Here is a 26550-nt window from a genome sequence, read left to right on the forward strand (position 1 = left end):
TCCTATATTTTTCGGAAGAGTTCGTGGGACAGCGCTGTGGTTGCCGGATCGCTGAACTGATCAAAGGCTTCGGCAAAATGATCGCGCAGCGCCTGCTGCTCCTCAAACAGGCTCTGCAGCAGCCCGCCCAGGGCCGAGGCCTGTTCCAGGTTGCGCCGCGATCCGACCCGCAGTTCCTCCAAGGCTTGGCGAAGCATCTGCTGTTGCACCGAGAGATCGTTGAAGTCGCCCAGAATATCCTGCAATTTTTTCAGATGCCGCACCACCTGTTGGATCTCCTCCTTGGGATACAGAGAACTGAAAAATTCCATGGCATAACGCAGCTTTTTGCACTCAATCCGCAGGCGATGCACTTCAGAATCCGGCGTGGCTGCGCTCAATGCTTGGCCGTTTTGCAGCACCCGTTTGTACCGGCGCAGGATGATCCGCCCGGCCAACTCGCGAATCGGCGTTGCCGCCAAAGGCGCCGGTTGTCGATCCTGCCCGTGGAGGCAGCGGCTCCAGGCAATGAGCATTGCTTTGCTCTTTTTTCCCCGCAGGGCCCGGGCCAGGCGTTTCTGTTCCGCCTGACGGCGACGGGCCAGTTCGCCAAAAAAGGCGTCCAACCCCGGTTGCAAGGCGGGCGGCAGACGCTTGAGATAGGCGGCCCGGTTGAGCAGATAAACGTCGAGATCGCGGGTTGGCCCGGTCAAGCTGCCCAGCAGGCCGAAATCGCGCTTGAAGCGGGCGACGATTTCCCCAGGCAGAACCTGTTTCACCAGACTCAACCCGGATCGGGTGCGACGGACCGCAACCCGCAGATCGTGGAGAAACTCGGTGTCCCAATCCGCCAGCACGCCGGGGATATTGCGGTTAATACTGTCGAGGAGCGTTTGATAGATGCAGGTCATGGCCTGGCGGGCCGTGCTGGCTTCATCGAGCTCCAAGGTGAATTTCGAGCTGTAGTCCAGCGGTTGCCGGCCCGCCTTCCGGCAGCCCTCTTCAAATCCGATCAGGGGGGAGGCGGAATGGCGAACGCCGTTGTCGGCAAGGATGCGCTGGACAAGCGTCAGTTCCTGATCGTACCCACGGATGGGGAACAAACGAATCAGGCGAAACATCGTCCCCTGCCCCGCCGGTTGCTGGGTTTCAAGCACCAGCCGGGCCACAGTTTTTTGGTCGCTGTTGAGCAGCCGGACCTGGCGACCGCTCAATTGCACCGGCGCCAACGGCAGGAGACTCCGGACGCCAAGCACCGGGGTCAGCGTTTCCCGGAGTCGGCCCGGCGGAAACTGATGGGCGAAACAGGAGGTTTTCAATTCCGGCCCGCCCTGCTGCACGGTCACCTCGCAGCTGTCGCCGTGGTACAAGGTCCAGGAGGAATCGTGGCAATGGAGCAGGTAGCCCTGCTGATAGAGCCGCCAGTCAAAGGAATCGGCATACACCACCAAGGCCGCGTACTCGGGCGCGGCCTCGCAGCCAAACTCCGCAGCCAGGGCGGCAAGCAACGCGTCAACCTGGAGCGTGTCGGGAAGGAGCCAAGTGTCCGCGCCAGGTTGCTGCATCGCTCCTCCCTCAACTCCGGTAATCGGCGTTGATCTTCACGTAGTCGTAGGAAAAATCACAGGTGTGGAACTCGGCCTCGGCCGCGCCTTCGCTGAGTTGCACGGTGACGGTGAATTGCCGCTGTTTGAGCACCTCGGTGGCGGCTGATTCCGCGGCAGCGCCCACGAACACGCCGTTTTCGACCAGCCTGACCTTGTCAAAGCTGATCGCCACCCGGTTCTGGTCAAAGTGGCAAGCCGATCGTCCCAGGGCAGCGATGATCCGGCCCCAGTTGGCGTCCTCGCCAAAAAAGGCGGTCTTGACCAGGGGAGAGTTGGCAATGGTTCGGGCGGCGTCAACCGCCTCGGCCTCGCTGCGCGCCCCGGCCACCTTGATGGTTGCCAGCTTGGTGGCCCCTTCGCCGTCGGCAACGATCTTCAGCGCCAAATCCTTGAAAACGCCAAACAGGGCCGAGCCGAACAGGGCCGCCGTCTCAGCATTGGCATCGTCGATCAGGGCGTTGCCGGCTGCGCCGTTGGCCATGACCAGCGCCATGTCGTTGGTTGAGGTGTCGCCGTCCACGGTGATCCGGTTGAAACTCCGTTCCACCCCGGACTTGACCAATTGATCGAGCACCGGAAAAGCGATGTTGGCGTCGGTGACCACAAAACAGAGCATGGTGGCCATGTTGGGCATGATCATGCCCGAACCCTTGGCCAAGCCAAGGATCGAGACCTCCACGCCGTTGAGCAACACCTTGGCCTCAGCAACCTTGGGGACCAAATCCGTGGTCATGATTGCCTGGGCCAATTCGTCAAAACCGTCCGCCGAAAGCCGGGCAACCAGCGCCGGCATGGCTTGGGCAAAGGGCTCGGCGCTCAGCGGCTGGCCGATCACCCCGGTCGAGGCCACCTGCACCAGCGACTCATCAATGCCCAGCTCCCGTGCCGCCATGGCGCTGGTGGCGACAGCCTGAGCCATTCCGTCCTGGCCGGTGCAGGCGTTGGCGTTGCCGCTGTTGACCAGGACCGCCTGGGCCAAACCCGAACGCAACCGCTCCATATCCAAGAAAATTGGAGCCGCTTTGACCTTGTTGGTGGTAAAGGCGCCAGCGGTCACCGCCGGCGTCCGCGAAAAAATCATCCCCAGATCAAGCCGACCCGCATACCGTATGCCGGCCGGGACAGCAGCGGCCAAAAATCCTTTCACCTGCATGAAACATCCTGTTTTTTAATGAAGTTATTAGAATGACAACAGTCAATACTCTACCAGATGCCCGACAAAAGAAAAGAGCGAACCATTGGGCGACGGTGATTTCCCTTGACCATGAACAGGGTTTTATGCCACCTTACGCTTCGGCTTCAACGGCCGGAACCGTCGATGACCGTTTCCAGAGACTCCCAACCATGCTTTCCCACATACCCAGCCCAACACGCCCCACCTTGCACAGGGTGGATCAATCACCGCCGCTTCCCAAGGGGCCAGGCCCTTTTTCGACATGATGGACACCGTTGCCTGGAGCCTGACCGGTTCGCTCTTTCTTGCCGATCTGGCCATTCGCATTGGTTTTTCCCTGCGGGTCATCATGCGCAAGCGCGCGCCCAGCGTCTCCTTTGCCTGGCTGGTGGTCATCTTGATGCTTCCTTTCGGCGGCGCAATCACTTACCTGCTGTTTGGCGAAAACCGTTTGGGAGAGCGCCGGGCCAACCGCCTGATCAAGGATCGACCGGTGGTCCGCGCAAGGACGGCCGGCCATGTGGACGCCCCGCCCATTGACTGGAGCGCGGTCAATCCGGAATGTCTGCCCCTGGATCGACAGATCATGGCCACCACCGGCATCCCCACCATGCCCGGCAACCGGCTGGAACTGATCGATGCGGCCGAGCGTTTTTTCTCCTTGCTGATTGAAGACATTGGCCGCGCCAAGTCCAGCTGTTTTCTCGAATTTTACATTCTGAGCGAAGGCGGATGGGCCGACGATCTGATCGACGCCCTGTTGGTTGCCTGCAAACGGGGCGTGGTCTGCCGGCTGTTGCTGGACAGCATCGGCTCCAAACCGTTTCTCCGCAGCCGGAGCGCCGCACGTCTGCGCGCGGGCGGCGTGGCTGTGGCGGAAGCTCTGCCCGCCGGCCTGATCCGGGCCTTGTTTATCCGCATTGACCTGCGCAACCACCGCAAGATAGCGGTGATCGACAACCAGATCGCCTACACCGGCAGCCAGAATCTGGTTGATCCGCGATTGTTTAAACAGAAAAACGGGGTCGGCGAATGGGTGGACGCCATGGTTCGGATCACCGGCCCGGCAGCGGAACTTCTGGCGGCGATCTTTCTCTTTGACTGGCGGCTGGAACGGGCGTCACGCCCCTCCGATCCCCCTGAAAACACCGACCTCCCGCCAGCGCCCCAGACCGGCGACGCCCTGGTGCAGTTGGCGCCGTCGGGGCCGGGCTACGGCGAAGACACCATCCACGACCTGCTGCTCACCACCATCTATGCGGCCAGGCGGGAACTCATCCTCACCACGCCCTATTTCGCGCCGGACAACGCCATCCTGGCGGCGCTGAAATCAGCGGCGCAACGGGGCGTCGAGGTTACGGTGATTGTTCCGGAAAGAAACGATTCGCGGCTGGTGCAGTACGCCAGTCGCGCCCGCTACGAGGCCTTGACCCGCGCTGGCGTGCGCATCATGGCCTTTTCCGGCGGCCTGCTCCACGCCAAGACCATCACCGTGGACGGCGATTTCTGCCTCTTTGGCTCGGTCAATCTTGACATGCGCAGCTTCTGGCTCAATTTTGAGATGACGCTTTTTATCTATAACAAAGACTTTGCCGGTCAGGTTCGGCAACTGCAACAGCGGTATCTGCGCCAGACCACGCCCCATGACGCCGAGGCCTTTGGCGCCCGTTCCTTTGGCCAACGATTCCTGGAAAACATTGCCCTGCTGGTGAGTCCGCTGCTGTGAACCGACCGCGCACCCTCCGCCAGACAATGCCAGGCATTGCCAGACAGTGCGCCGGGCGGTTTTAACCCAACAATTCCCCAACCCTTTCCTTCCACGGAGCCTTCTCCCTGTCCATGAAAATCCTGCTGATATCCGACATCCACGGCAATTACCCGGCCCTTGAGGCGGTCAGCCGCGAGGTGGAACCGCTGGCCTGCGCCCATGTGCTCAACTGCGGCGACTCCGTGGTCTATGCTCCCTTTCCCAACGAGACCCTGGAGTGGCTGCGCGCCCGTCAGGCCTTTACCATCCGGGGCAACACCGACGACCGGGTGATCAAACTGCTCAAAGGCAAGTCGTTCAAAAAGCCGTCCAAGCCGGAAAAGCGGATCATGTACACCAGCACCGCAGCCATGCTGACCGCAGAAAACAGCCAGTTTCTTCTGGAGCTAAAAAAGAAGAAACTCCTCCGCCTCGGCCAGACCTTTATCGGCCTCTTCCACGGCAGCCCGGCCGATCACGAAGAGTTTCTCTGCGCCGACACCCCGGACAAGCGCTTCAAGGAACTGGCCAAGGAAACCAACTGCGAGGTGGTGATTACCGGACACTCGCATTCGCCGTATCACCGCCATGTAGCCGGCGTCCACTTCATCAATCCGGGCTCGGTGGGCCGGATGTTCGACGGACGGCCCGAGGCCGCCTACGCCGTGCTTGAGCTGACCAAGGGCAATATTTCGGTCAGTCACCACCGCTGCGCCTACGACGTCGAGGCCGTAATCAGGGCGCTTGACCAGCACCAACTGCCGGCCATTTACGGGGAGATGTTCCGCACCGCCAGCAAACGCAACTAAACCGCGACGAGCCCGGCCTCAGCGACCTCAGCGACCTGAGGCGGCCGCGTAGGCCTCGTTGATTCGGGCCTCGACATAGCAAAGCGCCTCTTCGCCGCACTCCTCAAGATCAAAGCAGAGGGCGTCCTGCCCCAGCAAGCCGCCGGGAACAAAGGCGCCGCGCTCTTCCGGGTCCTGAATCATATCGCCAAAAAAGCAAACCGACAGCCAGCGCGGCTGATCCTCGATCACGTCGACCATGACAAACAGGGGGCGCTCGCCGCCGGGAAGCGCGGCGCGCAACGAGTAGGTGACTCCTGGCCGGGGCAGGAACTCAATCGTTGCATTTTCTTTGGCCGACAATAAGGTTTTGAGCCGGACGAATCCCTGTTTATTGCCCTCCGGGCTTGCTTGCCAATCACTGAGAAAGGCGTTGACCGCCTCGTCTGTTCCGTTCATCGCGCATTCTCCCGCCATAGGCTGGAATGTATTTCCAGCGGTTCGAAATAGTTAAAAATATCGATGTCATCCTGGATTTTCCCAGGATCTGTGCTACCCTCATATATACGCGAACACCGGCTTGCACCACAAAAAAACATCCCGAACCCCTTTTCCAATCCGCGCCAAGGGCCGGGAAAGAGGCCCCGGACATCCCGGCCGGCGGTCAGCGCCGGCCAAAGGAGAAACGCATGGGCGAGAAAAAGAAGAAAATTGACGACAAAGGGAAAAATCAGGAGCCGGACAAGGCCCTTCATTTCAAACTGCAGGAAGGTTCGGCTCTGCGTTACATGGAGGATAAAAAGAGCGACGATCATGTCGCCGTGTGGGTGAGCAAGGCCGCCCTGGCCTATGAAATGGAGCTGAAAAAGCTGCAGACCGAGTTGATGAAACTGCAGCAGGACATGAAAAAACGCGGGGCCCGGGTGCTGGCCATATTCGAGGGTCGCGACGCAGCCGGCAAGGGCGGCACCATCAAGCGCATCTCCGCCTTTCTTAACCCCCGCAACACCCGCGTCGTCGCCTTGACCGCGCCCAGCGACAAGGAGGCTACCCAATGGTATTTCCAGCGCTATGTGCCCCACCTGCCTTCCGCCGGCGAGTTGGTGCTCTTTGACCGCTCCTGGTACAACCGGGCCATGGTCGAGCCAGTGATGGGCTTTTGCACCGACGAACAGCACAAACGGTTCTTGAAAGACGTGCCGCTGTTTGAGGAGATGCTGGTCAAAGACGGCATCAAGCTGTTCAAATTCTACTTCTCGGTTTCCAAGGACGAACAGTCCAAACGCTTTGAATCGCGCAAGACCGACATTCTCAAGCAGTACAAACTCTCGCCGGTGGACAACCTGGCCCAGACCTACTGGGACCAGTACACCGTCAAAAAATTCCAGATGCTCAACGAATCCAACCGCACCCTGAGCCCCTGGACCATCATCCGCTCCGACGACAAGAAGCAGGCCCGGCTCAACTGCATCAAGCACATCCTCTCCCACCTCGACTACGACAAAAAGCTGCCGGACGACGAACTGGCAACCGACCCCAACATCATCATCTCGGGCATCGACGAGATCAAGCACATGGAAAAAAATCTGTTTGATCCCCAGCACCTCAGGGGCTGAGCAGCAAAAAAAAAAGCCGTCAACCCTCTCAAGGGTCGACGGCTTGAACCGCAGGAACAGCCAGCGGCCGTTTGCGGGCAACGCTCAGCGCGCAACCATCAGCCGGTATGCCCGCAGCATTTCTTGTATTTCTTTCCTGAACCGCAGGGGCAGGCCGCGTTCCGGCCAATCTTGTCTTCGACCCGCTGAATCGGTTTGCGCTCGATTTCAGCGACCCCGGTCGGCGCGGTCGCGCTGGAACGCTTAGCCTCTTCCAGCTCGCGCTCGCGCTGTAGCCGCCGCTCCTCTTCCATCCGCGCCAGTTCGTCGTCCTGCACGAGTTGGATGCGCATCAGATTGGCCACGGTGTGCTGTTTGACCGCCTCGATCATGGTCATAAACAGGTTGTAGCCTTCGCGCTTGTACTCAAGCAGCGGATTTTTCTGGCCATAACCGCGCAGACCGATGCCCTCCTTGAGATGATCCATGTGCAGCAGGTGCTCCTTCCACAGGGTGTCCACCATCTGCAGCACCACCATCCGTTCGAGCTGGCGCATCTGCTGCTCGCCGTTGCGCTCCTCCTGCACGGCATAGCCCTGTTGCACCGATTCCTGCAATTTTTCAACAAAGGTCGCGTGGTTGAGATCGTGCCGATCTTCCTGCGGCCAATCAAGCTTCAGGTTAAACAGCTGTTCCACCCGTTCCTCCAAAGCCGGCCAGTCCCACTCGTCGGCCGCGCTCTTGCCCGCAAATTCCGCCCCAACCTGCGCGACCAGCTCGGCGATCATGTCGTCGACAATCGGGCGCACGTTCTCGCCTTCCAGCACCTCGCGGCGCTGGCTGTAGATGACCTCGCGCTGCTTGTTCATGACGTCGTCGTATTCAAGCAGGTGCTTGCGGATGTCGAAGTTGTGGCCCTCGACCTTGCGCTGGGCGTTTTCAATCGCCCGCGAAACCATGGAATGCTCGATGGGTTCATCTTCTTCCATGCCGAGCTTGTCCATGATCGAACTCAGCCGGTCGGAACCGAAAATCCGCAGCAGATCGTCCTCCAGCGACAGATAAAAGCGCGAGGAACCCGGATCGCCCTGACGCCCGGAACGGCCGCGCAGCTGGTTGTCGATGCGGCGGCTCTCGTGGCGGCTGGTGCCGAGGATGTGCAGGCCGCCCAGCTCGCGCACCCCTTCGCCCAGCTTGATGTCGGTGCCGCGGCCGGCCATGTTGGTGGCAATGGTCACCCTGCCCTGCTGACCGGCGCCGGCGATAATCTCAGCCTCGCGGTCGTGCTGCTTGGCGTTGAGCACGTCGTGGGCAATGCCCTCTTTGGTCAGCATCTTGGAGATTTTTTCCGAGATGTCGATGGAGATGGTGCCCACCAGGATCGGCTGGCCCTTTTCGTTGAGCTCTTTTATCTCATTGACGATGTTGCGGTACTTGGCCTGCTGGTTCTTGTAGATGACGTCGGCGTAATCTTTGCGGATCATCTTCTGATGGGTGGGGATGACGATGACGTCGAGGTTGTAGATCTTCTTGAACTCCGGGGCTTCGGTGTCGGCGGTGCCGGTCATGCCCGCCAGCTTTTTGTACATCCGGAAATAGTTCTGGAAGGTGATCGAGGCCAGGGTCTGGTTTTCTTTCTCCACCTTGACCCCTTCCTTGGCTTCCAGGGCCTGATGGAGCCCATCGGAGTAGCGCCGTCCTTCCATGGTGCGGCCGGTAAACTCGTCGACAATCACCACAGCCCCGTTCTTGACGATGTAGTCGACGTCGCGCTGGAAAATGTAGTGCGCCTTGAGGGCCTGGTTGACGTGGTGCAACTGGTTGATGAAGCGCGGATCGTACAGGTTTTCCACCTCCAGCAGCTCTTCCGCCAACCCTACGCCGTCGTCGGTAAGCATGATCTGCCGGGATTTCTCTTCCTTGGTGTAGTGCTCCTCGGCCTTGAAATGGCGCATGATCCGGTCGACCTTGAGATACATGTCGGTGGACTGCTCTGCGGCCCCGGAGATGATCAGCGGCGTCCGCGCCTCGTCGATAAGAATCGAGTCGACCTCGTCGACAATCGCGTAGTTGAATCCCCGCTGGCAGTAATCCTGCAGGGAAAACTTCATGTTGTCGCGGAGATAATCAAAGCCAAATTCGTTATTGGTGCCGTAGGTGATGTCGGCGGCGTAGGCTTCCCGGCGCTCCTCGTCGTTCATGTCATGGACAATGCAGCTGGTGCTCAGACCGAGGAACCGGTACACCGAGCTCATCCACTCAACGTCGCGGCGGGCCAGATAATCGTTGACCGTGACCACGTGCACGCCCTTGCCGCTGAGCGCGTTGAGATAAATCGGCGCGGTCGAGGTCAGGGTCTTGCCCTCGCCGGTCTTCATCTCGGCGATTTTGCCCTGATGGAGCACGATGCCGCCGATCAGCTGCACGTCGTAATGGCGCTCGCCCAGCACCCGCCTGGCCGCCTCGCGGACCACGGCAAAGGCTTCGGGCAGCAGGTCGTCGAGCGCCGCGCCCTGTTCAAGCCGCTCGCGGAAGTCGACGGTCTTGGCGGCCAGTTCGGCGTCGGAAAGCGGCTCAAGCGAAGGCTCAAACTCGTTGATCAACTTGACGATCCGCCGGTACTGCTTGATTACCCTGTCGTTTTTGCTGCCGAAAATCTTGGCAAGAGTCCTTCCTAGCATCGTGCGTCTCCATCAAGGGCGCAGGCGCCCTTGGGATAAGTAAAAGAGAAGTCCGTTCCGAATCAGGAGGCGGATGTAAGATTGGTGGTGCGGATCAGCGCGTCCTCGTCGCAGTCGGGGAACTTGGAGCAGTGGATGCAGTCGCTCCAGATCTTGTGGGGCAGATCCTGCTTGTCGCGGTCTTCGAAGCCAAATTTGCGAAAAAAGGCGGCCTGATAGGTGAGAACGAACACGGTGTTGATTTCCAAGCTCTTGGCCTCGTCCAGACAGGATTCCACCAGCAGGGCGCCGATGCCGCATTTTTGCCGTTCTTCGGCCACGGCCAGCGACCGGATCTCAGCCAGATTGTCCCAGCTGATGTGCAGGGCGCAGATGCCCAAAATCACGCCCTCTTCCTCGTACACCACAAAATCGCGGAGATGGTCGTAGAGGGAACTGATCGAGCGGGGCAGCATCAATCCCTTGGCGGCAAAGATGGTCAGCAGGGCGTGGATGGCGCGGACGTCGCCCATCCGCGCCGGCCGGATTCGCCCCGGCGTGTTGTGCTTGCAATGTTCGGACATAGGGTCTTTTTCCATGAGTGACAAGGGGGCGCGCCTGGGGTGTAATCCGCAAGCGCGGATCTCAGGGGTGTTCCTGCGGCGGCGTCTCTTGCGGGCATGCGGCGACTGCCGTCAGTTTGCGATATATAAACCAGTTTCCCTGACCGGACGCGAGGCCAATCAAGAGCACGAGCGCGGCAGAGAGCCAGGTGTCGGGCTGCAGCAGCGCGATCAGCGAGACGGCAACAGCAGCGCCGTAGGCGGCCCCGGAGGCCAATTCGAGACCTGTGGTCGTCCAATCGGGAAATCGCCGCGCCAATATTCCGGCAACAGGACGGGCAACGGCAAAGAAGCACAGGTAGGAACAGAGCAACAGCGGCAAAAAACCATAGACCGACCAAATAACCAGGGATTTATGATCCAGCTGCTCCTGCTGCAGGACCCCGGATTTCATCAAAGCAAAGGCCGCCAGGGTCAGCAGGTGGGCGAAAAAAAAGAGCGCCACCGGCGACGCCGCCGGGGCGTGCCACGCCGCATGCCGCCTGAGGTGTTCACTTGCCGCCTTGCGCGCCTCCGCCACAAGGGAACCGCGCGTCTTTGCCGCGCCTCTCTGATATCTTTTGCTGCTCATCTTTGTTCGTTGTTACCGGTCCGTGGGCGGCTGAGGTTGCGACGCCGAATTGCTCTCGGCGGCTGTCCGCGCCGGAGGTTGTTGCGCGGGCCCGCCCGGTTGCGTTACCCTGCTGTCCCGGGACGGCAGGAGGATGGTCTGCCCGGCCCAGATGCCGAGCACAAACATCCAGAAAAAAAGAAAAAAACAGACAACCACCAGCCCGAACATCCCACGCCAACCCAACTCAATGCGAAAGGCCTTGGCTTTCCTCGGTTGGGTTGCTTCCCTGGGCGGGTCTTCAGGCTCCGTCTCTTTTCTTGTCAACAGTCCCATGCTGCTCCGGGCAATTCAGGGTCAGGCCGACTCTGGCCAGCAGCCCAGCCGTGCAAACGGCATTGGTAAGTATTGCCGGCGGAAAAAGCAAGGCCAACTGCGGAAAAGCGCACGATCTGCAGCTGGTCTTACATCGATTCCGGGGCGGTCAACCCGGCCAACTGCAGGCCGTTGCGGAACACCCGCTTGAGCGCCCCGCATAGATAGAGGCGAGCCCGGACCAGCTCGCGGTCATCGGTCAACACCTTGTGTTTGTTGTAAAAACCGTGAAACTGACCGGCCAGCTCCATCAAATAAAAAATTACCCGGTGCGGGGCCAGATCCGCTGCTGCTCCGGCCACGAGCGACGGATAATCGGCCAGGGTCTTCAGCAGAGCAAACTCCTCGGGCTCAACCAAACGGTGCAGAACCTCGGCCGCCGAGTCGACGGTCACGCCCTGTTCCCGCGCCTGTTTTTCAATGCTGCACAACCGGGCGTGGGCGTATTGGACGTAAAAAACCGGATTCTCCTGACTCTGTTTCTTGGCCAGATCCAGGTCAAACTCGATCAGATTGTCAGGCTTGCGCATCAGAAAGAAAAAGCGCAGGGCGTCCGGGCCGACCTCGTCCACCAGTTCGTCGACGGTGACAAAGGTGGCCTTGCGGGTCGACATTTTCACCTGCTTGCCGTCGCGGAGCAGGGTGACAAACTGATACAGCACCACGGTAATCCGACTGTCGTCAAAGCCAAGCGCACGGATGCCGGCCATGACGTCGGGCACGGTGGCGATGTGGTCCGAACCAAAGACGTTGATCATCCAGTCGTAGCCGCGCTTGAACTTGTCCAGGTGATAGGCGATGTCCGGCAGCCGGTAGGTGGGTTCGCCGGTGCTCTTGATGATCACCCGGTCCTGCTCCTGCCCGAATTCGGAGGTTTTGAACCAGGTGGCGCCTTCCTTCTCGTACACCAGATCCTTGGCGCGCAGCTCCGCGACCACCTGGGTGATGCGGCCGTCCTCATAGAGGGTGTGCTCGTTGAAATAGGTGTCAAACCCGATGCCGATCCGCTTCAGGGTGGCGTCGATGTCGGCAAAGATGGCCTGCTGGGCCCGGTTTTTGAACACCGCAACCTCGGCCTCTTTGAAGGCGTCGTTGCCCTCGTCGATCATTGACCGGGCGATGTCGTAGATGTAGTCGCCCTGGTAGCCGTCCTCGGGGAAAACGTTGGGCAGGCCGAGCAGTTCCAGATACCGCGCCTTGGTCGATTCGCCCAGCACCCGCATCTGACGGCCGGCGTCGTTGAAGTAGTATTCGCGCTGCACCGCGTAGCCGCTGGCTGCCAACACCCGGGCGATGGCGTCGCCGAGCACGGCGTTGCGGCCGTGACCGACGCTCAAGGGGCCAGTGGGGTTGGCGCTGACGAATTCAACCAACACCTTCCGACCAGCGCCCACCTCGGAGCAGCCGAAGCGCTCGCCCTGATCGTAGATCGGCGCCAGCACCGTGGCCCAGATATTTTTATCGAGAAAGAGATTGATGAATCCGGGTCCGGCGATCTCCACCCGGTCGATCATTGGCTGGCTGCCGAGCAGTTGGGCAAATTGCGCAGCCAGATCGCGCGGTTTACGCTTGTCGACCCCGGCGGCCACCAAGGCGAAATTGGTGGAAAAATCGCCCTGCCCCTCCCGTTTGGGCACCTCGATGGTGTAGCGGCCGCTGGCGGCCTCGCTCCAGTGTCCCAGCTTGACGCCTTCGGCAAAGCAGTGATCAACAATCTCTTTAACGTGTGATTTTATCATGGCCCAACAGGTTGAAAAATTTTAGCAATCAAAGCGGCGCGAAACACTGTCGTCAATCGACCAATTCCCGGTCGTTGAGCTTGCCAAACAGACAGAGCGCCTCGTAGCTGATGGTCTCCATCCAGGCGGCAATCTCATCGGCGGCAATCTCTTCCCCGCCCTGCCGACCGAGCAGCACGGCCTCGTCGCCCATCTGCACGGAAGCGTCCAGATCGGTGACGTCGACCAGGGTCAGGTTCATGGAGATGCGGCCGACCACCGGAGCGCGCTGGCCGTGGATTATGACTTGCGCCCGGTTGGAGAGCACCCGCAGGTAGCCGTCGTCATACCCGACCGGCAGCACTGCAATGGTCGAGGGGCGAATGGTGGTGAAGAGCTGACTGTAGCCCAGACCGCTGCCGGCGGGAACCTGCCGCACCTGGATGACCCTGGTGGAAAAACGCATCGCCGGCTGCAGCAGCGGCGGCGCGGCGGCCGTTCTGCCCGCTGCGCCGTCCGGATAGTACCCGTACAGGGCGATGCCTGGCCGGACCATATCAAGGCAAGCGCCGGCAACATAAAATAAACCGCCGGAATTGGCAAGATGGAGGCGGCATTTCCCGGAGGTCAGTCGCGCCAGGGCTGCGGTAGTCTCGACAAAGGTGTGCAGCACCTGGGCTGAATTGGCGGATTGGCGATCATCGGCCAGGGGAAAATGGGCCATGACGCCGTCAAGCCGCAGGTTGGCGGTGGTTTGCACGGCCTGCGCCAAGGCGACAAAATCCGCCGGCAGAACGCCCTGGCGGCCCATGCCGGCGTCCAGTTTGACATGCACCCCCAGGGTGGTTTGGCGCAGCCCGGCCAAGCGCGACAACTCTGGCAACATCGCCTGATCGACCACCACCGGGGTCAGATTCGCCTCGACAATGGTTTCCAGGGTTTGGGGAATCACCCCGGCCAGCACCAGAATAGGCTGGGCAATGCCGGCCTCGCGCAGCCGCACGCCCTCCACGGCCTCGGCCACGCCAAAGGCCGCCGCACCCTGCGCGGCAAAAATGCGGGCGCAATCAACCATGCCGTGCCCGTAACCGTCGGCCTTGACCAGGGGCATGATCGCCGCCCCGCCGGCCAACCGTCGGCACACCTCGAAATTATGCACCAGAGCCGACCGGCTTACTTGCACACGATTAAGCGATCTCATTGTTTCTCAACAGGTTGAACCATTGCATCCAGCCCAATCGGCTGGACAGGCACAGCGACCAACCAACGGCGCAATACAGCATGCCCGTTAGCGGTCCAGGCTGACCGACCCAGCGCAGGACAAAGCCCGCGCCGATCATCAACGCCACCAGCAGCCAGGATTTCCAGGAATAGACGGCCCCCAGGCAGGTGCCGTCTTTAAAAAGGACAATGCGCCGGATGGAACGCCGCGCCATGTTGTCGAGCACCAACAACGATTTCAGCGTCCCCAGCAGTCCGGAGACTATAATCAGCAAGCGGCCGGCGCCCGGGCCGAGCCAGCCCCAACCCCGGAACAGCAGCATGCAGCCGACCACAGTCCAGAGAAAGGGCGCGGCAAACAGATGCACCGAACGCGGCACGCCCGGTTTAGACAAACGACTGAACATCATGCTTCCTGGCATCCAACCGTTCCACTCTCGCGGCAATCATCCCTTAAAACAAGTTAAGCCCATCCCCTACAAGGGATGGGCTTACAGACCAACCGAATGTTCTGATGCAATCAGATTTCGGTAACGGTGATGGCGCCTTCGGGGCAAACTTCAACACAGGTCTCGCAACCCAGACATTCGTCGGAGTTGACAGGCTCGGCCTTACCGCCCTGCATTTCAAAAACCTGAGCGGGGCAAGCGTTTACACACTCTTCATCACCAGAACATTTATCTTTGTCAACAACGATTTCCCACATGGCACAACCTCCAAAATGAATGAATTGAGAACACAAAAAACGATGTTGTTGCAACCTTGGGCTACAAGGCAAAACAATACGCAAGAATCGTTTTCCTTTAAAAGACAGCCCATGCTTTGTCAAGTTAAAAGATACTTTCACACCCAGGCAAGCACCCGGAAAAGAGCGGCTAACCTACCGATATCACCGGTCCACGCCGCCGCGACCAACCACCCGGCCTTTCACCAGCGTCACGCTTTTTTTGATTTGCTCTTGCCGGAAACAAAGGTAAGAAGATGAAGTCCAATTTTACCAATTCCAGAGGTGCACATCACGATGGCAAAAAAACAACAAAAAAGCGGCACAGCCTCCCCGTCCCCGGAAAAAGGCGAACAGGCCATGATCGAAGGCATTATCGAGGGCAGCCCGGACGCGGTGGGCGTGGCCGTGATCCGGCTGGACTGCGGCTGCCGGAAGATGGCCGCCGTCGACAAATCCGGCGATCCGGCCAGTAAAATCATCATGTACCGGGACAACGCCGAATCGATCTGCGCCCTGTGCAAGGAGGACAACGGCGATTACATGCGGGTGGTGAAACAGTTCATCAGTTGGAAATCGCCAGAACCCGACGCCCACACCCAGGCGATGATCACCGCCAAGGTTCTGGGCGCCGAACAATAGACGCAGTCCTGCACAGCGCCAATGTGGAGACAACAGCGGCCTGCAGCGGCAGTCCTTCGGCGCGGGCCATGATCTGTGCAGTCTGCGCGCATGGGGCGCAATGAAACCACTTGCGTTTGCCCTGATCGCGCTGCTCCTGAGCTGCCGCCTTGCGACGGCGGCAGTTCAGGAAATTGTCCTGCTGACCCTGGCCAAACCCGGCTCGCCGCAACGGGTTGTTGCCGACGCCTTCAAGGATCTGATCGAGCGGCAAGCCGGGGATTCCTTCGTCGTCCTGATCGATCCGGCAGGCTTGCGCTCCGGCGAGGCCAAGGCCGTGGAAGAGGTGCAAACCAACGGCGCGCAGATGGCCGTGCTTCCCACCCCCGCCTTTGAGCGGTTCGATCCCATCGTCCGGGTCGTGGCCTTTCCCTTCCTCTTTCGCGACGAACAACAGGCAGCGACCATCCTCGACGGGCCCCTGGGCGGGGCCATCCTCCGCGACATCGAAACCATTGGCTGCAAGGGGTTGGCCTTTGCCGAGGGCGGGTTCCGCCACCTGAGCAACAACATCCGCCCGGTCAAAACCCTGGACGACCTCAAGGGTTTGAACATACGAACCCCCTCCTCGCCAATCAACACCGCGCTCTGGCTGGCCCTGGGCGCCAGTCCCACGCCGCGCCCCTGGCCGATCTATGCCGAGCTTGAACAGGGGTTGATCGAGGGCCAGGAAAGCCCGCTGTGGCTGATCGAAAAATACAGTTTGCACACCGTGCAACGCCACCTCAGCCTCACCCGCCACAGTTACACCGCCCACCTCGCCGTGGCCTCGCTCAAATGGTGGAACACGTTGACGCCGACCGACCAGGCGCGGCTCCAGGCCGCCATGACCGAGGCAACGGCGCGCCAGCGGCTGGCGCAACGCAGCCAGGAGGCGGCGCGACTGACCCTGTTTGCCCAACAGGGCATGACAATCGAGGCGCAGCCCGACATCGAAACCTTTCGCGCCCGCACCGCCAGCCTCAAAGAGATGGCCGACTACCGCGAACCCAGGCTGCAGGCGTTGCTGACCAAGATGCAGGAGGCCGCCCTACTGCCGGCGCCGAACCAAACGGACCAAGCGCAACCAGCGGCAGAGGCAAAATCAATTGCTCCCGCCAACCTGCCGCAGGAGCAGCACGAAAATCCGGGCCCTCCGCCGCAGGACGGCAGGCAGGAATCCCCGCAAGCAAGCGTCGACCGCCAACCCACGGCCCTGGAACTGCTCGATGCGGACGAACCTTTGCCGCCGGCTGCGGTTCAGCCGCCCGCAGAGGTGGAGCCCAAAACCGAACCCGAACCGGCGGCGGCGCAAGAACCACCCCCAGGCAACACGCCGACAAATCAGGGACACTCCGCGCAGGCCGCCGACTGAAGCCAGCCGGACCACCAAGGCCGGAACGCGACCCGCCGGCGCGAAATCCTCAAATCCTCCTGCCGCGCCTTGCCGATTGGCCCGGCGATGGGTATTGTAGGCTCGCAAGGCGGCCGACTCTTGTCCTGCCCCGCCAAGACGTAGGCCCACAGTGGGCAACGCCGCTCCCTCAACGCATTGCCCCGGTTGCAATCATTTTTTTGCTCTTTCCATGCTCCCTATTTATCCAGAAACCACATCCTTGACCCTTGCCCACCGTCCTCTGCTGCACCCGCTTTTCCAGCAACTGCGCGACGGCATCTCCGAATTCACCTTTGCCAACATCTATCTGTTTCGGCAAAGCCACGGCTACCGCCTCTCGCAGTTCGTTGACGGCACGATTGTCATCCTCGGCCGGGACAAGGACACGCCCTTTTTCATCCTTCCCTTTGGCCTGCCCGAACAACCGTTGCTGGAGTGCCTTTTCCGCGACCACGGGATGATGAAATGCGTCTCCAAAGATCAGGCCGCCCGGCTGGCGGCCATGAACTACACCGTGATCGAGGACCGCGACAACTTTGATTACCTCTACCGCAGGCAGGCCCTGGCCGAGTTGGGCGGCCGCAATTACCACAAAAAACGCAATTTGATCAAGGCGTTTGTCAATTCGCACGCCTACCGGGCCCTGCCTTTGCGCGAAGAGTTCCGCAGCGACGCCCTCCGCGTACTTGACGACTGGCGGGCCGAGAACGACCAGGCCGGAGACTATGAGGCGGCGCGGGAAGGTCTGGAAAAATCGGAAGAGCTGCAGCTCTGCGGCGGGATTTATTACGTGGAGGAGCGGCCCGTGGCCTATGTGCTGGGCGAGGAACTGGCCGGAGTGGCGACCTACCTGATCCATTTTGAAAAGGCAGTGGCTGGCTACAAAGGATTGTACCAGTTCATCAACCAATCCTTTGCCTCGGTGCTGCCGGAGGATTACGAAACCATCAACCGCGAGCAGGACATGGGCGACCCTGGCCTGCGCCACGCCAAACTCAGCTACAGGCCGTCAGGATTTATCGAAAAATTCAAGGTTGCCCTGGCCTAGACGCCTTTGCCGCCGCGGGTTCAGGAAGCTTTTTGCCGGGATCACCCCCGTTCACGGCAATAGTGATGAATCTTGCCGCTGAAATCGCGGCATTGGCTCTGCTCTTTTTCCGCCCGCGCAAAGCTGGCGTCAAAGCCCAAGCCCTCCATCTGACGGGTGAATTTTCCCTGCTGCCGTCTGCCGGGATCTATGATGATGACGCGCACGGAGTTGCTGGCGTGCAGATCAATGAAATGAGACAGCAAACCCGGGTGATCAGGTTCGTAGAGCAGATCGCTGCCGATGATCAGGTCAAACCGGCCAAGCGCGGAGGTGGTTTCCGCCCAATCGCTGCGCTCAAACCGCTGGGGCGGCAGGTTGTTGAGCCGGTTGTTCTCCTGGAGAAATTCGTCGGCCAGGGGATGATAATCGCTGGCCGTATGGCTGGCCCCGCGCGCATTGGCAATTAAACTGGCAATGCCGAGACCGCAGCCCACCTCCAAAACAGTCAGACCGTCGAGGTCGTAGGTGCTCATGATGTCAGCCAGGATCAGTCCAGAGGGCCAGACCGTGCCGAACAGCGACCAGGTGGCCGAGGAGATGCCCATCCCTTCCGCCGTTCCTTCCGGGTCGTGGAACTGCTGGCGGTTCTGCAGGGAGCGGATGGTGTAGTCGGCGCCGCCGATGGCAAAGTTTTCAAATTTGACGTGATACATGGGACTGAGCGCTCATACCGAAGAGGATTTCGGGCGATGAATGTGAGCAAATCAGAAGGCGGAGGATCCGCGCTGCGAACAGGCGGAAAGACTACTGCCGAGATGGACAAATCCATGAGGATGCATTCAGAGTACCGGTTAGGGCGTCAAGAAGATACAACAATCGGCGCCGCCGGGATGATGCAAAGACGGCTGCGGTGTGTTTGCCCGGCGCACGCCGCCATTCTTTCCCCTTCAACCAACCCCTTGCCGCTCCCGCCAGCTGGCGCTACGCCTCAACTCCTCAACTCCTCGAATCCACTTTGCTCCCCAAAGCGCCTGGCCAAGGCGCCTCTTTACCCAAATCCACCTTTCTTCCCCTCGACTTTTCCCGCTCGTCCAGGTAGATTATTCTGCTGATACAAGCAGTTCCCGGCTCTCTCCTGTTCGCAATTCCGTTTTTTCGCCTTCCTTTGTCGGCGAAAAGCGGCAAACCACACACTTTAAGGAGGTAGGCATCATGAAAAAGTATCTTGTTCTTGGTTCAATGGCGCTCTTTGCCCTCAGCATCGCTTCACTGGGCACAAGCCAGGAAGCGGCGGAACAGGTCTGTCAACAGACCTTGCAGAACAATTGCGCCAAATGCCATAGCCTGAAAAAAATCTGCGCCAAATTGGATCAAAAGAACGCTGACTGGAAAGCGATTGTCGCTAAAATGGGACAAAAAGGGAAACTCAGCCAGGAGGTTCAAGACGCGGTCGTGGTCTGCCTGACCACCACCAGCGAGCCCAAAAAGCTGGTCTGCGATCAGTAATAAAACGCCCAAGAACGCTCGCCGTGCGGCGGGAATCACATGCGCAATACAAAAGGGGCCGTCGCGAGCGACGTCCCCTTTTTATTTGGGTCGTTTAGGTCCGGATGCACGCTTCTTGCGCTTCTTCTCCACCGAAAACCCGAATTTGCCAATCTTCTTGCCCAGGGAAAAATACTGTCCATGGGCAAAGACCAGCGGTTCCGCCTTGGCCAGATCAAAAGCGCCGGTGCGGGGATCGATGTACTGCTCGTCGGCCTTGACGTTGACCACCTCGGCGATGAACATGTCGTGGGTTCCCAACCGCTGGACGTCGGTCACCCGGCACTCAATGTTGATCGGCGCCTCAACGATAATCGGGGCTTTGACCTTGGTCGCCGCGCCCGGCGTCAGGTGCATTTCCTCGAATTTATGATATTGGCGGCCGGATCTGACCCCGCACCAGTCGGTGGCAAAGGCCAGCGGTTTGGTGGTGAGATTGATCACAAACTCCCGGGTTCGCTGCAGAATTTCATAGGAATGACGCTGCGGCCGCACCGAAATGTAGCACATCGGCGGATCGGAACAGAGGGTGCCGGTCCAGGCAATGGTGATGATGTTGTACTCTTCAGGGGTTTCTCCCAGGCTGACCATCACCGCCGGCAGCGGGTAGATCATGGTGCCTGGTTTCCAATCAACTTTTGTCATAGCCTTGCACTCTCAACGAGCTGTCTCAAGCTCAGATTATTGCCGCCGCAACCGGCCGCGAAACATCGAAAAATAGACGCCAACCCCGCAGAGCGCGGCGGAAACGGTGAACACCGCGCGCACGCTGAGCAAAAAACGATCATAATTTTCCGGCCCAATCGCCTCCCGCCCCACCAGAAGCGCCAACGCCACAGTGGCGATGGCCATGCTCATCATCTGCCCCATCAGCCGCATGGTGGCCACGGCCCCGGAGGCCACGCCGTAATGCTCTTTGGCCACCGAGCCCATGATGGCGTTCATGTTCGGCGACGAGAACAGAGCAAAACCCATACCGAGCATCACCAGATTGCCCACTATGCCGACCAGGCTGCTGTCGGCATGCAACTGGGTGAACACCAGCATGCCCGCCACGGTGATCGCCATGCCGGCGGAGGCCAGCAGTCGCGGTTCGACGCGATCAGAAAGACGGCCTGCCAGAGGCGAGAACACGGCCATCACCACGGGCTGCGCCATCAGCACAAGCCCGGCGGTTTGCGGCTCCATCCCTTTGAGATATTGCAGATACAGGCTCATCAGAAAGGTGACTGCAAAGGTGGCCGAGTAGTTGAGCAAAGCCGCCAGACTGGAAAAGGCGAATGTGCGGTTTTCGACGAACAGGGCAACTTCAAAGACCGGGTGCGGGGCACGACGCTGTTGCTGAAAAAACAGGCCCAGTCCGATCAAGCCGGCACAGGCCAAACCGCAGCCAAGCAAGGTCGGCAGCAGCGAAGCGCCGTAGATCAAGGCCAGGATGGCGGCCGCGTAGAGCAAACAGCCGGCGACATCCAACTTTTGGCTGCGGTCGTCGGCCCATTCGCCCTTGAGAAAGGTCAAAGTCACCGCGATTGAGCCGGCGCCCAGGGGGAGCATCAGCAGAAAAATGGAGCGCCAGCCAAAATGCTGGATCAGGGCGCCGCCAACAAAGGGGCCCACCGAAAGGCCCACGTACACGGCGGCCACATACACACCAATGGCGCGACCGCGTTTATGCGGTGGAAAAATCGAGGTGAGAATGGCCATGCCGGTGGTGATAAACATGGCGGCCCCCAACCCCTGCAAGGCGCGGAACAACAGCAGCCAAGCCGCGTTGCCGGCAAAGACCGCGGCCGTCGAGGTCAGGGTGTAGGTGATCAGGCCGGCGGTGAAAACCTTCTTCCGGCCATGGATGTCGGCAATCTTGCCGGCCGGCAACAGAGCGACCGCGACCGCCAGCAGATAGGAGGTGGCGACCCAGCTCAGCTGCACCGCATTCATGCCAAGCTCGGCCTGTATCGCCGGCAGGGCGACATTGACCGAAGAGATCATGAACGGCCCCATGAACGAGGTCAGAGCGGCGACGCACAGGGCCGACCGCTCAAGGGCGGAAGAAGGCTCGGCGGACGGAGGCGGGAACGGGGGAGAAGGAGAGGCGATCATAAAAATGCTGGTTATTTGTTGCGACCTTTGCCCTTGCCGTGCCCACCGCCTTGACTGTTGCCTTCGTTACCCTGGCCGTTCCCCTGAGCGTTGCCGTTTCCACCGCCATTGCCGGCGGCTCCGGGCGCGCCGGTCAAGACAAAGTCGCCCCGTTTGAGCGCATGGAATTCGGCGGAGCCAGGCTTAATGCCCAATTCCTTGGCCACCACGCCCCACCCTTTCCCCCTGTTGGCCTTGTAGGTCTGCAACACCCGGTCGGGCGGCAGACGCGTCATCTGGCCAAGCTGCAGACACATAAAAGCGTCGCCCGGCGTTGCCATCGACCGGACCAGGGACTGCACCTGCGGCAGCGGCATACCAAATTGCACGCTCAGGCGAACATTGTAATCATTCATGTCGTTATGGGCCTGATTGTTCAAACCAGAGAGGAATCCGTCCAGGTCCGCGCGGGCGCAGACAGGCGCAGCGAGTAAAACCACCATCAGGAAAAGACAACAACGCATGTTCTTCATTTAGCCTCCTTTGTTGCAACTTCGGCACATCAACGTAGCTTGTAACCTGCGCACTTTGATTTTTCAGACACATCCCCATGACGCTCCGCTGCAGGCCATCGAATCCAACTATATTGCCTCTTAATTGCCAGAATCGCAATCACTGCCCTGCATTTTCACCACACCGTCTGAAGTGCGCCTGCGCCTTGTCGAACCCCTCCTGCACGCTCGCCTCAGGCGTCTCTTGACGCTGCGGCGCAGTGCTCATCCAGATCACCCAGATCAACCGATCAGTCAGACGCGACGCGTGGAGCCCAACGCCGACAACGCCCGATTACGCAACCGAAAATTCCCGCCGCCGGCCACATTCGCCCAGAAAAAATATGCACACATTTGTCCATTTATCAAATTTTTCCGAACAACCATGTAAAACGCCGCGAAGGCCTTGCAATCATTGACTAGGCCGCTTCAATTCCCTGCCCCCGACATCTGTCCGATAACGCAACAAGAATCATAATTTCCCAGCCATGGTGCGAGAGTTGCTTTACAGCGAAGATCGTGCTCATGCAATACTGCCCCCTAACCACCTAAAATAAATTATAATTATGACCCAAAGCGACGCCAAGGACGGTCAGCTCGCCGAATCAGCCTATCGACACCTCTTCGACAACTCCCCCAACGCCGTTGTTTTCTGCAATCTGCACGGCAACATCCTTTTTGCCAACAACGCGTTTGAGCACATCTTTGGATTGAACAGCGCGGAAATAGTGGGAAGGAGCCTGGAAGGCCTGCTCCGCCCGCCCAACGGCGAACCCGAAGAGATGAATGAATGGGTGGATCAACCGACCCTGGTGCGCGTTGCGACCAGGCGTTTGCACGCCGACAAGACCCTGATCGACGTGGCGGTCTCGTCGTTCCCGCTCACGGCGGACCTAAAACTCCAGGGCGTGCTGATCATCTACCAGAGCATGGCCGAGCAGCGGGCAACCGAGGCCCAGATGCTTGAAACCCATAAAAAATACCAGAGCGTCTTCCACAACGCAGTGGAAGGCATCTTTTTAACCACGCCCAACGGCCGCTACCTGGACGTCAATCCGGCCCTGGCGCACATCTACGGCTTTGACTCCGCCCAGGATCTCATCACCCACTTCAAGGACATCAAGCGGCAGCTCTATGTGGAGCCCGAGCGGCGCGACCAGTTCATCCGCATCCTGGAGCGGGACGAGAAAGTCGTCGGCTTTGAATCCCAGGTGCGCCGGAAGGACGGCGAAATCATCTGGATCACCGAAAACGCCCGCGCCGTGTTTGGCGACAACGGCGAGATCAGCTATTACGAGGGCACGGTGATGGACATCACCGACCGCAAGCGCACCGAAACCGATTTAGAGGTGCAACGGGCCTATTTTTCCCAACTGTTTGCCAATTCGCCCCAGGCCATTGTCATCATCGACACCCGCCGCAATGTGCTCAACTGCAACCAGGGATTTGAAAAACTGTTTGGCTACCGGGCCGTGGACATTATTGGCTTTGGCATGCGGGCCCTGATCGTTCCCGAAGAATTGCAGACAGAGTGCGAAAAACTGCGCAACGCCATCCTCGCAGGCGAAACCGTGCAATGCGAGACCAGCCGCCGCCACCGCAACGGAACCCACATCCCGGTTTCCATGATCGGCTTCCCTGTCCGGGTTGGCCAAGAAATAAACGGCATTACCTATATTTACCAGGACATCTCGGAGCGCAAATCGTTTGAGGAGCAGATCACCCATCAGGCCTTCCACGACGCCCTCACCGGCCTGCCCAACCGCACCCTCTTCGGCGAACGGCTGGAGCGCGCCCTGGAGCGGTCGCGGCGGCGGCCCGAGCTTTTCTATGCGGTTTTAATGATTGATCTCAACAAGTTCAAGTGCGTCAACGACACCCTGGGCCATCCAGCCGGGGATCAGCTGCTGATCGAGGTCGGCCGCAGGTTGTCGTTTTGCGTGCGCACCGTGGATACCGTGGCCCGCCTGGGCGGCGACGAATTTGCCATCATCCTTGAAGAGTTTGCCTCCAAAAAAGAGTTGCTCAAGGTGGCCCGGCGAATGCACTCCATCCTCTGCGAACCGTTTTCCCTGTGCGGCAGCGACATCACCCCTGGCGCATCCATCGGCATTGTGTCGAACATGGCCGAATACACCACGGCCGGAGACGTGCTGCGCGACGCCGACATCGCCATGTACCGAGCTAAACAAAGCGGCAAAGGCATGGTCTTGTTCGACAAAAGGATGCGCCAGGAACTGGTCGAGTCGATCAACCTCGAAGCAGAACTGCGTGAAGTGCTGGTCAACGACGGCCTCACCCTCCACTATCAGCCGATTGTCGCGGTGGCCGACGAACAGCTGGAGGGATTCGAGGCCCTGGTTCGCTGGGATCATCCCCTGCGCGGCATGATCCCGCCGGACCGTTTCATCCCCCTTGCCGAGGAGACCGGGCTGATTGTCGAACTGGGCAAATGGGTGATAGCCGAGGCGTGCCGCACGCTCAAACGCTGGCAGCAAAATTTGGCCAGCGCCCGAAACCTGACCATGAGCGTCAACGTTTCCATTCGTCAGTTCAACAAACCCGGCCTGGTCGAGCATGTGACGGAAGTGCTGCAGCACAACGATCTCAACCCGGCCTGCCTCAAAATCGAGATTACCGAATCGGTGCTGATGCACGACGTCAACCGAACGGTCGCAGAACTCAACCGGTTGCGGGCGCTGGGCGTGCAGATCGCCATCGACGATTTCGGCACCGGCTATTCCTCCCTCTCCTACCTGCGGCGCATGCCGATTGATCACCTCAAAATTGACCGCTCCTTTATCAGCGGTTTTGAGGAAACGCAGGAAAACGATCAGATTGTGCAATCCATCATTTCGTTGGCGCGCAGCCTGGGATTGAGCGTCATTGCCGAAGGGGTCGAAAACCGGGAGCAGTTCGACCGGTTGCGCGCCCTGCATTGCGACAAGGCGCAAGGCTTCATGTTCTCCCGTCCGGTCGACGGCGGCAAGGCGATGGAACTGATCCGCAAATATGCTCAGATGCAGTAATCACGGTTTTTACCAAAGGAAGGCAACTATGTTCGCACTGTTTCAATCCGCTGGCAAAGCGAGGCGACTGGAAAGAATCCGCGAGATTGCAACCGCCTTGGCTGGACGCTGGGCGCTTGACTCTTCCTTTTCCCTGCCCGGAGAGGGGCCGGCCAACCTGCTCGTCGAAACGCTCAACCAGATGTTGGCCCGTCTGCACACCTTTGTCGTCGACCTCACCCGGCGCAACGTGGAAACCGCCGCGGTGGCGCCCCAGACCCACGCCATCGCCGCCAAGGTCCGACAGTCTGCAGAATCGCTCTCGCAAGGCGCCGAACAGATTGAAAAGGCGGGCCGCAGAATCGCCGAGGGGATCGGCAATTCAGCCGCCAGCGCCAACCAAGCGTTGGCGCAATCCGCCGCCATCGTCGAAGAAATCGACCGAACCGGCGATCTGACCAGTCAAGCCCTGCACGGCATGCGTGCGATGGGACAGGATGTGGACCGCCTCTCCGCCGCCATTGCCGATCTGGATCAAAAATCGCGCTCCATAGGGTCCATCATTGAATCCATCTCCGACATCGCCGACAACACCGGGTTACTCTCGCTCAACGCCTTTATCGAGGCCGCGCGCGCCGGCGTGCACGGCGCGGGATTCGGGGTCATCGCCCAGGAGATCAGACAACTCAGCCAGGAAACAGCCAAGGCGTCGCAGGAAATCAAGGATTCGCTTTTGGGCATCAGCGGCCTGATCCAGGAGACCGTCGCAGCGGTCACGCGCGTTCAAGAGGGGGTTGCATCGGGGTTGGGGAGCAACCAGGAGGCCTCGGCCGCCCTCGGCAAGGTGAGCCAAGAGCATCGCCGATTTCACACCCACCTGCAATCGGTGATTGACGCCGTCGGCGATCAGAAAAAGGCGGTGGCTTCGTTGACCGACGATCTGGCGCACATCACCGCTCTTGGCAAGGAAGGACGGAACGACAGCGGCAGGCTGGCGGAGTTGGCCGAACGCGTCAAGGAGCTGACCGAGCAGCAATTGCTGGCCACCGGCATTTTCATTTTGCCGCAGTACCGCAAGGCAGAGAAAGCGGTGACCGCCATGACCGAGGACGCAGACATCCACACCCCCAACAAGCACACCGATCAGGCCCTGCAGCGGCGCATGCAGTCGCTCTCCTTTCTCGAACTGGTCTATCTCACCGACGCCGACGGAACGCAAATATCGAGCAATGTGTTCAGAAGCGGCCAGACCACGGTCTGCGACGCTACGGCCAAGGGAAAAAACTGGAATCGGAAAGAGTGGTTCCGCCAAGTGCGCGAAACAGGAAGAGCGTACATTTCAGACATCTACAAATCCGAGGCCACCAATTCCTTCTGTCTTACAATCGCGGTCCCGGTCTATCGGCATTCCGCCTGGGTCGGCGTGCTTGGCGCAGACATCAATTTCGAGGATTTGCTCAACATCTGACGGCAACAGGGCTCGATTGCCGACAGCAAGAGCTATCAAACAGAAGCCTTCT

At 59.7% G+C, this 26550-nt stretch carries 24 protein-coding genes; 9 read left to right on the forward strand and 15 right to left on the reverse strand.

From position 1 onward, the window contains the following. Nucleotides 1-2 precede the first annotated feature (2 nt). Nucleotides 3-1544 carry a CHAD domain-containing protein gene (locus tag RCH93_RS06655; RefSeq protein ID WP_306547543.1) on the reverse strand — a complete coding sequence of 514 codons (1542 nt, stop codon included), beginning with the start codon at nucleotides 1542-1544 and terminating at the stop codon, nucleotides 3-5. 10 nt (nucleotides 1545-1554) lie between these two features. Next, nucleotides 1555-2739: a bifunctional glutamate N-acetyltransferase/amino-acid acetyltransferase ArgJ gene (gene argJ, locus RCH93_RS06660; protein WP_306547544.1), complete on the reverse strand. Its 1185-nt coding sequence runs from the start codon at nucleotides 2737-2739 to the stop codon at nucleotides 1555-1557. A gap of 283 nt (nucleotides 2740-3022) precedes the next feature. Between argJ and cls the strand changes: the two genes are divergently transcribed. Together cls and RCH93_RS06670 are read left to right on the forward strand one after the other, a co-directional pair. Next, nucleotides 3023-4486, forward strand: a complete 1464-nt coding sequence (gene cls, locus RCH93_RS06665) for a cardiolipin synthase (protein WP_306547545.1) — start codon at nucleotides 3023-3025, stop codon at nucleotides 4484-4486. Nucleotides 4487-4599: 113 nt separating this feature from the next. Next, nucleotides 4600-5316 (forward strand): metallophosphoesterase, encoded by a 717-nt coding sequence (locus tag RCH93_RS06670; protein WP_306547546.1) that lies wholly within the window; start codon nucleotides 4600-4602, stop codon nucleotides 5314-5316. Between the two features lie 27 nt (nucleotides 5317-5343). Here the strand turns inward: RCH93_RS06670 and RCH93_RS06675 are convergent, their stop codons facing one another. Continuing rightward, the gene (locus tag RCH93_RS06675; protein WP_306547547.1) at nucleotides 5344-5754 is read right to left on the reverse strand and encodes a hypothetical protein; all 411 of its coding nucleotides are present in this window, start codon (nucleotides 5752-5754) and stop codon (nucleotides 5344-5346) included. A 230-nt stretch (nucleotides 5755-5984) separates the two neighbouring features. On the opposite strand from RCH93_RS06675, the gene ppk2 reads away from it, so the two are divergent. Beyond that, nucleotides 5985-6911 carry a polyphosphate kinase 2 gene (gene ppk2 / locus RCH93_RS06680; RefSeq protein WP_306547548.1) on the forward strand — a complete coding sequence of 309 codons (927 nt, stop codon included), beginning with the start codon at nucleotides 5985-5987 and terminating at the stop codon, nucleotides 6909-6911. Between the two features lie 98 nt (nucleotides 6912-7009). Here the strand turns inward: ppk2 and secA are convergent, their stop codons facing one another. The 8 genes from secA to RCH93_RS06720 form a co-directional block, all read right to left on the reverse strand. Next, nucleotides 7010-9571: a preprotein translocase subunit SecA gene (gene secA, locus RCH93_RS06685; protein WP_306547549.1), complete on the reverse strand. Its 2562-nt coding sequence runs from the start codon at nucleotides 9569-9571 to the stop codon at nucleotides 7010-7012. A gap of 62 nt (nucleotides 9572-9633) precedes the next feature. Beyond that, a complete protein-coding gene (locus tag RCH93_RS06690; protein ID WP_306547550.1) occupies nucleotides 9634-10134 on the reverse strand; it encodes an N-acetyltransferase in 501 nt (166 codons plus the stop codon). Nucleotides 10135-10195: 61 nt separating this feature from the next. Beyond that, entirely contained in the window at nucleotides 10196-10744 is a 549-nt protein-coding gene (locus RCH93_RS06695; RefSeq protein ID WP_306547551.1) for a hypothetical protein, read from the reverse strand. A gap of 12 nt (nucleotides 10745-10756) precedes the next feature. Beyond that, nucleotides 10757-11059, reverse strand: a complete 303-nt coding sequence (locus tag RCH93_RS06700) for a hypothetical protein (protein ID WP_306547552.1) — start codon at nucleotides 11057-11059, stop codon at nucleotides 10757-10759. 128 nt (nucleotides 11060-11187) lie between these two features. Next, nucleotides 11188-12837, reverse strand: a complete 1650-nt coding sequence (gene argS / locus RCH93_RS06705) for an arginine--tRNA ligase (protein WP_306547553.1) — start codon at nucleotides 12835-12837, stop codon at nucleotides 11188-11190. A 52-nt stretch (nucleotides 12838-12889) separates the two neighbouring features. Further along, nucleotides 12890-14017: an alanine racemase gene (gene alr / locus RCH93_RS06710; protein WP_306547554.1), complete on the reverse strand. Its 1128-nt coding sequence runs from the start codon at nucleotides 14015-14017 to the stop codon at nucleotides 12890-12892. Next, nucleotides 14004-14459: a hypothetical protein gene (locus RCH93_RS06715; RefSeq protein ID WP_306547555.1), complete on the reverse strand. Its 456-nt coding sequence runs from the start codon at nucleotides 14457-14459 to the stop codon at nucleotides 14004-14006. The genes alr and RCH93_RS06715 overlap by 14 nt, the downstream gene beginning before the upstream one ends. Before the next feature lie 98 nt (nucleotides 14460-14557). Further along, on the reverse strand, nucleotides 14558-14743 hold the full coding sequence (locus RCH93_RS06720; protein ID WP_306547556.1) for a 4Fe-4S binding protein: 186 nt from the start codon (nucleotides 14741-14743) through the stop codon (nucleotides 14558-14560). Nucleotides 14744-15058: 315 nt separating this feature from the next. On the opposite strand from RCH93_RS06720, the gene RCH93_RS06725 reads away from it, so the two are divergent. The 3 genes from RCH93_RS06725 (at nucleotide 15059) to RCH93_RS06735 (ending at nucleotide 17865) form a co-directional block, all read left to right on the forward strand. Continuing rightward, nucleotides 15059-15403 (forward strand): hypothetical protein, encoded by a 345-nt coding sequence (locus RCH93_RS06725; protein ID WP_306547557.1) that lies wholly within the window; start codon nucleotides 15059-15061, stop codon nucleotides 15401-15403. A 100-nt stretch (nucleotides 15404-15503) separates the two neighbouring features. Beyond that, nucleotides 15504-16796, forward strand: coding sequence for a TRAP transporter substrate-binding protein DctP (gene dctP / locus RCH93_RS06730; protein ID WP_306547558.1), 1293 nt, complete (start codon nucleotides 15504-15506; stop codon nucleotides 16794-16796). A gap of 241 nt (nucleotides 16797-17037) precedes the next feature. After that, complete coding sequence (locus RCH93_RS06735) at nucleotides 17038-17865, forward strand: DUF2156 domain-containing protein (RefSeq protein ID WP_306547559.1); 828 nt, start codon at nucleotides 17038-17040, stop codon at nucleotides 17863-17865. Between the two features lie 41 nt (nucleotides 17866-17906). Here RCH93_RS06735 and RCH93_RS06740 read toward each other — a convergent pair whose 3' ends face one another. Beyond that, on the reverse strand, nucleotides 17907-18560 hold the full coding sequence (locus RCH93_RS06740) for a methyltransferase (RefSeq protein WP_306547560.1): 654 nt from the start codon (nucleotides 18558-18560) through the stop codon (nucleotides 17907-17909). A gap of 499 nt (nucleotides 18561-19059) precedes the next feature. Here RCH93_RS06740 and RCH93_RS06745 point away from each other — a divergent pair, with 499 nt between their 5' ends. Further along, nucleotides 19060-19353, forward strand: a complete 294-nt coding sequence (locus tag RCH93_RS06745) for a hypothetical protein (RefSeq protein ID WP_306547561.1) — start codon at nucleotides 19060-19062, stop codon at nucleotides 19351-19353. A gap of 81 nt (nucleotides 19354-19434) precedes the next feature. Here RCH93_RS06745 and RCH93_RS06750 read toward each other — a convergent pair whose 3' ends face one another. From RCH93_RS06750 to RCH93_RS06760, 3 genes are read right to left on the reverse strand one after another with little or no spacing between them, the layout of a single operon-like run. Continuing rightward, nucleotides 19435-20037 (reverse strand): flavin reductase family protein, encoded by a 603-nt coding sequence (locus tag RCH93_RS06750; protein WP_306547562.1) that lies wholly within the window; start codon nucleotides 20035-20037, stop codon nucleotides 19435-19437. Between the two features lie 36 nt (nucleotides 20038-20073). Next, complete coding sequence (locus RCH93_RS06755) at nucleotides 20074-21492, reverse strand: MFS transporter (RefSeq protein WP_306547563.1); 1419 nt, start codon at nucleotides 21490-21492, stop codon at nucleotides 20074-20076. Between the two features lie 11 nt (nucleotides 21493-21503). Continuing rightward, a complete protein-coding gene (locus tag RCH93_RS06760; RefSeq protein WP_306547564.1) occupies nucleotides 21504-22004 on the reverse strand; it encodes a hypothetical protein in 501 nt (166 codons plus the stop codon). 584 nt (nucleotides 22005-22588) lie between these two features. Here RCH93_RS06760 and RCH93_RS06765 point away from each other — a divergent pair. Further along, entirely contained in the window at nucleotides 22589-25051 is a 2463-nt protein-coding gene (locus RCH93_RS06765) for a bifunctional diguanylate cyclase/phosphodiesterase (RefSeq protein ID WP_306547565.1), read from the forward strand. A gap of 28 nt (nucleotides 25052-25079) precedes the next feature. After that, on the forward strand, nucleotides 25080-26498 hold the full coding sequence (locus RCH93_RS06770; protein ID WP_306547566.1) for a methyl-accepting chemotaxis protein: 1419 nt from the start codon (nucleotides 25080-25082) through the stop codon (nucleotides 26496-26498). The last annotated feature ends 52 nt before the right edge of the window (nucleotides 26499-26550 follow it).

Origin of the sequence: Desulfobulbus sp. (assembly GCF_030824455.1) — a bacterium.
GTDB lineage: Bacteria > Desulfobacterota > Desulfobulbia > Desulfobulbales > Desulfobulbaceae > Desulfobulbus.